This window comes from Thalassotalea sp. Y01 (genome assembly GCF_012932945.1).
GTDB lineage: Bacteria > Pseudomonadota > Gammaproteobacteria > Enterobacterales > Alteromonadaceae > Thalassotalea_A.
Window position 1 is genome coordinate 22,350 of sequence record NZ_JABBXG010000016.1, and the last position, 9,714, is coordinate 32,063.

The window sequence follows — 9,714 nt, forward strand, 5'->3', positions numbered from 1 at the left end:
GCTATCCATTGGAATTTTGTTGGCTGAGATTGTCTACGGTCGCAGTACATGCCGGAATAAAGGTCTCAATGAAGTAATCCACCTCAGGCATATCGGCTTTAATTTGATCGAGCTTGTGTTTGAGGTTTTTCTCAACGTGTTCAAATTCAGGATTGTTATGATACAACTCGGTCACCGCTTTGATATAGGCAACCAATATATCAGCGGCTTTGACCACGGCTTTGAGCTCGGTATCGACATCATCTTGCACGATGATCTCGGCAAACACTTGCTGTAACTCTTCTGGCAGGGTTGCTAAGCATTCTTGCTCAGCCAAGCCTTCAATTTTTTTAAACTCACGAGAAATTTGCTCGTTAGCGTATTTGGTAGGGCTGACCACATCGCCATAGCGCGTTTCTGCGGCTTCGTGGTATAAGGCAATTGTCGCCGCTCTGTCGGCATTAAGGTTGCCGTTAAATTTTTGATTGCGGATCACCGCAAGCAGGTGTGCGACAACCGCGACTTGATGCGAGTGTTCGGCAATATTCTCAGCTTTTACACAATACATTAGTGCCCAGCGCTTGATCAAAGGCATACGAAACAACCAGGCTAAAAATGTACTGTCCATAGAATATCCTAATCTTGTGAATAATGACTGAAAAAGTGCTTTAGGCGATTAACCGCGTCGATCAAATCTTCAGCGTGAGGCAAAAATACTAAACGAAAATAAATGCCTTCGGTTAGGTTAAAGGCGCTGCCTTGTACCACTAGCATTTTTTCCTGACGTAAAATATCGAGCACCATCTGTTCATCGTCATGAATGCCAAGTTGTTCGCCATCGACTTTGACAAACAAATACATCGCGCCTTTGGCTTTGTGACAACTGAGGCCATCAATGTTATTGATCATTTGATGGGCTATATCGAGTTGGTTCTTTAAACGGCCACCATCTTGCACTAATTCTTTAATGCTTTGATAACCACCTAATGCGGTTTGTATGGCATGTTGACAGGGCACATTTGCGCACAAACGCATAGAGGCAAGCATGGTTAAGCCGTCAAGGTAACTGCGCGCTTTTAACAATGGGCCGGTAAGCATCATCCAGCCAGCGCGAAAACCGGCGATACGGTAATTTTTAGACAGGCCACCCATGGTGACCACCAATACATCTTCGCTTAAGCTGGCGGTAGGGGTGTGCGTAGTGCCATCGTATAATACCTTATCGTATATTTCATCAGAGAAAACGATTAAGCCATGTTGCTCGGCAAACGCCAAAATTTGCTCCAAGACTTCTTTGGGATACACAGCACCGGTTGGGTTATTTGGGTTAATTAAAACAATAGCTTTGGTATTTGTATTGATTTTGCTGGCGATATCGTCCATGTCCGGATACCAGAACCTTTGTTCATCGCAGCGATAATGAACTGGGTTGCCGCCAGATAAGGCGACGGATGCAGTCCACAACGGGTAATCGGGTGCTGGTATCAGCACTTCATCACCTTCGTTTAACAGCGCTTGCATTGCCATAACTATCAGCTCACTGACGCCATTACCAATAAATATATTTTCGACATCCAGGTTTTTCATTCCAAACTGTTGGTAATATTGCATCACCGCAACTCGGGCCGAATAGATGCCTTTAGATTCACTATAACCTTGTGCCGTCGGTAGATTATGGATGACATCGCGCAAGATATCGTCTGGGGCGAGAAAGCCAAACGGGGCAGGGTTACCAATATTTAGTTTTAGTATTTTATGGCCTTCTTCTTCCAGCCGTTTTGCCTCATCGGCAATACGACCGCGAATGTCATAACAGACGCCACTTAATTTGTTTGACTTTAAGTACTCGCTCATTGGTTACAGCTTAATAATTGATTTTCTTAATGATTGCTTTAAGGATAACTAAATTTGTGACATTTGAAATACTTACTGACACTTTTTTTTAGGTATTAGTGCAATAAATTCGGTATAACTTATGACATGCCCTAAAATTGAAGTATAAAGAGGTACGTGATATGCCATTACCATTATTGTGGCTAGGCGCTGCTGTTATTGGCGCGGCTGCTGTCAACGAGCTTGATGAAAAACGCAAACGGCAAGAACATTTGCGCACTAAGGGTGAAGGCGATCAAACACGTCATCGTTTATCAAAACATGACAGTGGTGTCGCTAAATACCCGAGTGAAGTGTTTACCAATGAGGTACCAGCGATTGTTAAACCCGGCGCGCTAATCTGTTGTGGCTTAGGCGGCGTGCTTGATCATACCGGCATATGGGTAGATGACGATACCATTGTCGAATTGCATGGCTCTGGCCTTATCAAGGCGATATCGCCACAACGCTTTTTGCAAGAACGCTCGGGCAGTGAAATCTTTGTTGCCTGTGATTCCAAGGGCAATGCATTAGCCGATACCATCACCGCAGAAAGAGCCACCAATAAAATTTTTGAATATCAAGACTACCATCTGATCAAAAACAACTGCCATCGTTTCGCTTGGTATTGCATCAGCGGTCTGCGTGATGACGTGACCACCTTTCATCAATTGAATAAAAACTTATCGAAGCGATTTAATCGTAAAATTTACTGGGATAAATGGCACTTTAACGCATGAGCAGAGCATTAGGAGCAATGATGGCTAAATTGAAATCGATTGGTATTGTTTTCTTGGCTAAATTAATCGCCTTGGCGTTTGCTGGATTTGGTTTAGTTGCTGGTCTGTTATACGCGTTTGTCGGTTTATGGGCTGATCTCACCAGCACAGGCGTTAATTGGGGCAGCTTATTTGCTTTTGGCGCGATTGTCGGTATGCCGGTATTATTCGCCTTGGTTGGCTTTATCTTAGGCGCCATGTCATCTGTTGCCTACAATTTAGTGTCAGCAAAACTAGGCGGCATCGACATGGATGCCGAATCTTATTAACATCCATTCAGCCGATAAACTTTTCACTGATTTTGTGGTCTACTGGTAAGGTATTTATATAACCTGCTAAAAAGGACTAATAATGAAAAGCAGATGGTTATTTTATCTGTCGGCAACGGTTGTGTTGCTATACGGTGCGCTAGGAGTGGTTATTCCGCAAAGCCAAAAAATGGAATTGCTTGAATTGTACCCCTATGTCAATGACATCAGTGACGATATGATCCGCAAAGTGTGCAGCATGATGATGCTGTCTTCTATGGTATTAGCAGCGGCCTTTGTGATGATAGCCAGATTTTTAGCCGAGCCAAAACACTATGAGCAATTAAGCAAAGCAGCGATACTGTTGTTCGTGTACCCATTTACCGTGATTGTCGCCGAAGTTGTTGGCAGCGCTATGGTGTATGCGCATCTTACCGACGTGAGTTTTGAGTTGGAAATCTCGTCGGCTAAGTTTATGAATATCATGTTTGCCATCACCTTATTTGCTATCGCCCGTTCACAACAAAACTTGCTGCGTAATCGCGAAATTAAATAATCTTCTTAACGGAAGTATCTTGGCCTGTTGTCAACCAATTAACTTCGTGATTCGACACTCAAATTTAGTTGATTGAGACACCGCTATCCCAGCGAACCAATTATAGTTTTTACATTATTTAGATTCAGTTCTCGCCACATATTAAACTTTGATTTTGTATGTTAAAGAGTCTTAATCGTTCGCTCTATATTGGTGTAATTCGCTCTGTCGGTGAAAATATCTCTAATCTATCCATAGAAAATTTAACGCTAATGTTAAGCGGTATTTGCTTGGCACTCTTTTGCGTTTTGGCAATGTACGAGACGTGTAACTACCGAGTCATTGTTTAGCGTATTAAAAAATTGTTATGTTTTGTTATACATTTCAATAAATTACCAAACAGTAGAGGGCAAAGCAATAAGATTACAGGTTGTGCAAATAGCTTATAGTGCGACCAAAAAACCTCATTAAAACTGTAGTGGATTACGATACTCAAAAACGCCAAAACAAGAAAAAAACTGATAATTATTAAGTTAAGGGAGCACCAATAATTTTTGGTGTATCGCAATTTCTTGCCCCAAAAAATATAAACTAGACCATTGCTCTGAAACAATGAAACCACCGAAAAAATCAACGATGTTGAGCACCAGAAAATTGCAGGGTGGTAATTGGGGTTAGCTATTAGCTCCAATATACCCAGATGTTGGTGCAAAAACGAAGACAAACCTATTGCAAGGACTATCCCTATTAAGGACCGCCAGTAAATAGACCACATTAATTATTTCTCCGTTACTAGGCAGTACAACCCTAAAACATAACGCCTTTGTCCCGCTTGAACAGCTTGTTGTGTGTTTACTGCTACTAGCACTAACATTAACTTAAACCGTTACAAAAAGTACACACAATGAATATAACCCAAAAATAATAGACAACCATTTAAACCACCGAGGGATAAATATAACTAGCAACATTATTACGGCACCAATTGATGGTATTACCAACGATAACAGTAATGGATTATTAAACATAAATATATTGAAATAGGGGCCTAGAAGAAAAAATAATAATAGAGACATTGCCGATACTCGACCCAAACCTCTACTGTGGGATAGCATGTCAAAATATCCATCATCAGGATCTGGAAGTGCCATTTCTGACGCACCATACATGAAAATCGATGCTAAAATGAGAACTAAAAAGTGTATAAAAGACCAATCAGAAAAGTCATGAAGATCCCAGCCTACCCACCATAGTTGAAGGGTAAAAACCATAACGGTCAAGCCCCAGATAGCTGTAGACCAATGGAATTTAACTTTGTTGTGATAACGAATCAAATCTCCAATCACATGTAAGAGGCGTGTTAATGATAATCCAATAATTATGGAAACGGTTACAAAAATATATTCATGTTGTGTCATCTAGAACCAAGCTTTATTAAAGCTTCATTTTATTAAGTATTTTCTTGTTAGCCATACCTGACTCCACTAGTAATAAAAGCTCGTCCATTACAACTTGTGGATAAACATCGATGTCATTTGTCGCTAGTACAATAAAAATATTTTCATCAACAAAATAATGCATATCGGCAAAAGAGTACCCATTTGAACCATTGTGTTGGGCATGTAATGTTCCTCTAGCAGTAGACTTAATATCCCAACCATAACCATAATGTGATTTGGACTCTTTCTCTAACGATGCATTGTGTGGTAAAAATAATTGCTTTTTAGATTCATCAGAAAGAATCAAATTTGACCTCAAAGCCATATACCAAAGGAATAGGTCTCCTACAGTAGATGACATGCCTCCTGCACCCTCCATATTAAAGCGTGGGCCTTCCTCGAGCTTTAAATGCTGAAAAGGGCTTCCGACAGGGAGGCTCTTTGCTTCAATAGAAAATAGCCGTTGATAAGCAGTTTGATCTGCACCGTAATTTATAGCGACTCTATTTTCAGCCCGCTTGGGTAGACGATAACCTGTTTTAGTTAAACCGGCTGGTTCAAAAAGATTTTCATAAAAAAATTTTTCATAGTTATCCGCTGTGATTTTTTCGACAATTATCGCGAGTAAGTTATAACCAATATTTGAGTAATTATATTCTTCCCCGGGTAGAGTAAGTAATTTTGATTTAAAAGCAGTTTCAATTAACTCCTTTCTTGTCACAACATCATACAAATTTGAACTACCTCCTCCTCGGTTTGCAACAAAACCAGCAGTGTGTGTTAATAGGTGATGTACAGTAATTTTTTTCTTATCATCGGGAACATTATCAAAAAACTTAGAGAGCGGGTCGTTGACAGAGAGCTTATTAGATTCATGCAGTTTTAAAATTGCAGTTGCTGTAAATTGTTTTGTAAGTGAGCCAATATCAAAAATTGTATCTTCGGAAAAAGGTATATTCTTCTCTCTATTTGCCAACCCGAAAGCTTCTTTAAACAAGACTTTATTCTCTGCAGCAACCAACACAACACCTGAAAAATTTGAATTGATAGCTGTATTTCGCCAGTCTTTAAACGACAATTCTTCTTTAGCTGATGCAGTCTGAATTAATGTTAATAAAATCAATCCAATGTATTTATACATTTTCATCTTTAAATCCGACTCCATGAGTGATGAGTATGGCTAACGCCCCGTTAAGAGGAAATTTGTAGTTGGCTAAAATGTTGAACGCAGTGAAAACAGCCAACTGTAAATTTTCCTGCTTTAATGACTTGTTATAAGTAATTTACACCAAACTTCTCTTGAATAAAATCATTCGGGAATACAGTAGCTTCTGAATTTATAAGCTTAATATTATTATTTAATTCACCAAAAAGCGGAAGGCCTTTCCCTAAAATGATTGGTGCTTTGGTAATTGTCATTTCATTGATGAGTTGAAGGTTGATAAAAGCCGTAATCGTTGTTCCTCCATCTACGTAAGCGTGTTTATAACCGCCACTTTCAAGTTGACTTATTAACTTAATAATATCGCCGGAATACATCTCAACTTTACCACGTAAATTTTCAGGCGGTTCTTTCATTGAGTTACTTAGCACATAGATTTTAGTTTCACCATAAGGCCATTGTTCAGGAGTTAAGTTGAAACTAGAAATAGCATCCATACATTTTCGTCCCATGATCATACAATCAACTGAGGCGATAAAATCATTAAACCCCATATCAGGGTTGTTACTCATATCCGCTTCTGAATTTCCTGCTGTATGTAACCAGTCAACACCACCGTCATGTGTTGCTATATAACCATCAGCACTTGTAGCAATATAAACAGAACACTTCATAGTTGAATTTAACTCCGAATTTGAGATTACTTATAACGCCCACATTAAGGGGCTTTTTACTAGTTTGCTAAAATTGTGTAGCGCAGCGAAACCGAGCAAACTGTAAAAAGTCCCGCTTTAATTGCTTGTTATATGCAAACTACTCACGGTTTAATGTAAGAATATTTACACCATTGTCAGTTACTTTTAACTGTTCACAACCATTAAAATCTAGCTTAACAGAAACATAACCTCCTGTGCTTCCGTTATACATTTCTCCTGACCACTTAGGTTCCAAGTTTTTTATTACCGTAAGCCCGTTAGCTTTAGGATTATCCAAGTGCGATTTAACGTTAACAGTTTTAGTTATTAAATCGACTTCAAGCCACGCATTTTTATCTGCGTGTTTCCAAGTTCCTGATATTTCACAATGTATATTTTGAGCAAAACAGCTAGAAGATGAAATTACTAAAACTGTGATTAGATATTTGATTAACTGCATAACTTCCTTTGCATATAACGCCCGGCTCACCGAGCAAATTTTTTTGGCGGCTTTTTTGGTACAAAAAAGGTGACAATAAAATTTGTCCGGTGGAGCCGCTTGTTATAAATTTATTGCCACTGAGCTACCCGATATTTGAAATAACTCTCTGGGCCTCTTCTTTCATTAACTGATATTTCAATACGTATTCATCGCACTTTTCTTTGGACTTAGAATTACTGCACTTTGCTCTACCTGCCTTTTTACCAGTGAACTCGAACCACTCCTCTTTAGGGTCGTTAACAAGCCTTTCCCCTTTATAGGATATTGAGACTTCAGGGTGATTTAATTTGATTACATCTTCTGGCAAATGAGCACGAACGTCATCTCGAGGCAGAGGAATTGAAGAATAGGCAAACCGAGTGTATGGCCCCCAACAAGCCCCTTCAACATTAGGCAATGCAACTTCCATAAGAGCATACTCTTCAGCTGCCAGCATATTCCAAACTAACTTGATTTTTTTAAGCTTTTTCAAAGCCAAAACTGGTAAAAGAGCTGGGTATGGAGACTTGTTAATTACTTGACCAAATGAAAGTACCTCTAGATTTGGAAGCCCTTTTAGAAACTCAAAATCAGAAATGGGTTGCTTCCAATCAAGCGTTCCGTCGATTCGCAAATATCTGAGACTTTCAATGCCAGCTAGACCATCAAACTCTTTAACTCTTCGTAGGTTTTCCATGTGCAGAGAGCGGAGCTTTTTTAATGATCGCAATGGGGCTAAATCAGAGAAACCTGAAACATATTCTAAAACCAACTCTTCTATATTTACCAACGTGGTAATAAAGTCTATGTCTTTTGGCCGTGCATGCGTAATTCTTAATCGTTTCAGCAAAGTAAGTTTTGAGATTGATTGAAGTTGTTCCTTAGTTGGCTCGTGAAGAGTTAATTCTTCGAGATTTGGCAGTGTGAAGACTCTCTCCCAGTTTTCATCATCGCTACCGATAGTAACTATTGTAATTTCTTTACTTCCAGTTGGTACATCTCCTATGGCGTAGGCATAACGCTCTCTATTTGGCACCACTGTCCAATAGTTACCATCACGATCTAAGAGGTCTCCAAAATGATGCTTCATACTTTGCTCATATATTTATAACGCCGCGCTAAACGGCAAGTAATACTTGGCTAAAATTAGCGACGAAGGAGCGCGAGCCAAGTGTTACGCGTCCGTCTTTATTTGAGCGCCTTGTTAGGTACAACTTACACAAAATATTTTATATAAACAATCAGTTGAAAAATAAACGCAAAAGAAACAAACGCTCCGCAAAACACTATAACCCAGCCTGACCAATAAGCTTTTTTGCCGCTTATAACGCGCCAGTTGGATAGTACCCATGTATTAGGTGGAGGTGATTGCATACATTTTACTATTTTGAAACCGTAAAAAAGTGAAGCTATGCCAATACATGCCATCAAAATAAAGAACAAGATTACAAGTAAATCCCATACGAAATGATTTTGAGAAATGTTTAGTTTAAGTATTTGATAACTTAAAAGTGCGCAGCCTATGAGGATGCAATAAAATATCAAAGCCTTTTTGAGAGGGATTACTTTGAAGTTTTCGGCTGACACTTTCATGTTGTACCTAACGCCCATTTAAGGAGCTGATAATAGTTTGCTAAAATTGTGTAGCGTAGCGAAACTGAGCAAACTGTTAGCAGTCCCGCTTTAAATTCTTGTTATAAGTCTTTTAGACCGAAATACCAAACCCAACAAAGCAGATTGTGACTAAACACCACCATAAAGTTCGAATGGCAAGGTACTTACGAACAACAGTGTCATTATATTTACCATTCATACGCCTCGCTTCAGTCCAAAAATTAGAAACATTTAACCAAGAGTAACTTGGATCTGATTCCATTTTATAACCGAGTTCACTAAATCGAACCTTTATTTTATTGGCTAAAACAGGAAAGCCAAGCTGTAGGATTGCTAAAATAGCAAAAGCTACGAAGAACAAGTATTGCAAAGTAGATGACTCTCCATAGACTTATAACGCTTTGCTAAGCGGCAATTAAATAATTGGCTAAAATTAGCGAGGAACGAGCAAAAGCCAACTGTTTTTTGTCCGTTTGAGCAACTTGTTAAGTTGCGCACCCCTAATCTACTACAGCCATTCCTGGCGTGTAATATGTAATTTCAAAACGAATACCGTCAGGATCTTTCATAAACAAAGCGACTGCATCTCCCCTATGTTGTGTTTCAGGAACCAAAAAACCAGACTCTTTCATCTGTTTTTGTACATCAATTACAAATTCAGGTGAAGGCGCGCAGAAACCTATATGGTTCATGCCTGCTCCATACCTTTCATATTCACTTGTACCAGCTTTAGCTTGGTCAAATTGAAAGAAAAAACCTTCCCCATCTGTCCACACATAATCCCGTAACTTTTCAAATCCTATTAAAGATAATAATTTATCGTAATACGGCATACTTTCTTCTAATGATGTAACCAAAAAAGTTAAATGATCAATCTTAAGCGGCATATTATCTCCATAGCAACTTAACG

11 protein-coding genes are annotated in these 9,714 nt (G+C 39.2%); 3 read left to right on the forward strand and 8 right to left on the reverse strand.

All coding sequences use genetic code 11. The annotated features are described in order from the left end of the window. Position 1: 1 nt before the first annotated feature. Both yfbR and HII16_RS16420 read right to left on the reverse strand, forming a co-directional pair. A complete protein-coding gene (gene yfbR / locus HII16_RS16415; protein WP_169131885.1) occupies positions 2 to 607 on the reverse strand; it encodes a 5'-deoxynucleotidase in 606 nt (201 codons plus the stop codon). A gap of 8 nt (positions 608 to 615) precedes the next feature. After that, a complete protein-coding gene (locus HII16_RS16420) occupies positions 616 to 1,833 on the reverse strand; it encodes a pyridoxal phosphate-dependent aminotransferase (protein ID WP_169131887.1) in 1,218 nt (405 codons plus the stop codon). Positions 1,834 to 1,994: 161 nt separating this feature from the next. Here HII16_RS16420 and HII16_RS16425 point away from each other — a divergent pair, with 161 nt between their 5' ends. The 3 genes from HII16_RS16425 (at position 1,995) to HII16_RS16435 (ending at position 3,434) form a co-directional block, all read left to right on the forward strand. Continuing rightward, positions 1,995 to 2,591 carry a hypothetical protein gene (locus tag HII16_RS16425; protein ID WP_169131889.1) on the forward strand — a complete coding sequence of 199 codons (597 nt, stop codon included), beginning with the start codon at positions 1,995 to 1,997 and terminating at the stop codon, positions 2,589 to 2,591. A 20-nt stretch (positions 2,592 to 2,611) separates the two neighbouring features. Next, complete coding sequence (locus HII16_RS16430; RefSeq protein WP_169131891.1) at positions 2,612 to 2,899, forward strand: hypothetical protein; 288 nt, start codon at positions 2,612 to 2,614, stop codon at positions 2,897 to 2,899. A gap of 82 nt (positions 2,900 to 2,981) precedes the next feature. Beyond that, positions 2,982 to 3,434, forward strand: coding sequence for a hypothetical protein (locus HII16_RS16435; protein WP_169131893.1), 453 nt, complete (start codon positions 2,982 to 2,984; stop codon positions 3,432 to 3,434). Between the two features lie 857 nt (positions 3,435 to 4,291). On the opposite strand, the gene HII16_RS16445 is transcribed toward HII16_RS16435, so the two are convergent. The 6 genes from HII16_RS16445 to HII16_RS16470 form a co-directional block, all read right to left on the reverse strand. Then, a complete protein-coding gene (locus tag HII16_RS16445) occupies positions 4,292 to 4,831 on the reverse strand; it encodes a hypothetical protein (RefSeq protein ID WP_169131897.1) in 540 nt (179 codons plus the stop codon). A gap of 16 nt (positions 4,832 to 4,847) precedes the next feature. Continuing rightward, positions 4,848 to 5,999 (reverse strand): serine hydrolase domain-containing protein, encoded by a 1,152-nt coding sequence (locus tag HII16_RS16450; RefSeq protein ID WP_169131899.1) that lies wholly within the window; start codon positions 5,997 to 5,999, stop codon positions 4,848 to 4,850. Between the two features lie 125 nt (positions 6,000 to 6,124). After that, the gene (locus tag HII16_RS16455) at positions 6,125 to 6,688 is read right to left on the reverse strand and encodes a dihydrofolate reductase family protein (protein WP_169131901.1); all 564 of its coding nucleotides are present in this window, start codon (positions 6,686 to 6,688) and stop codon (positions 6,125 to 6,127) included. 139 nt (positions 6,689 to 6,827) lie between these two features. After that, positions 6,828 to 7,169: a hypothetical protein gene (locus HII16_RS16460; protein WP_169131903.1), complete on the reverse strand. Its 342-nt coding sequence runs from the start codon at positions 7,167 to 7,169 to the stop codon at positions 6,828 to 6,830. A gap of 124 nt (positions 7,170 to 7,293) precedes the next feature. Continuing rightward, positions 7,294 to 8,280, reverse strand: coding sequence for a leucine-rich repeat domain-containing protein (locus tag HII16_RS16465; RefSeq protein ID WP_169131905.1), 987 nt, complete (start codon positions 8,278 to 8,280; stop codon positions 7,294 to 7,296). 1,024 nt (positions 8,281 to 9,304) lie between these two features. Then, positions 9,305 to 9,714 (reverse strand): VOC family protein (locus HII16_RS16470; RefSeq protein WP_248289542.1); only part of this gene is annotated, 410 nt, incomplete at its 5' end.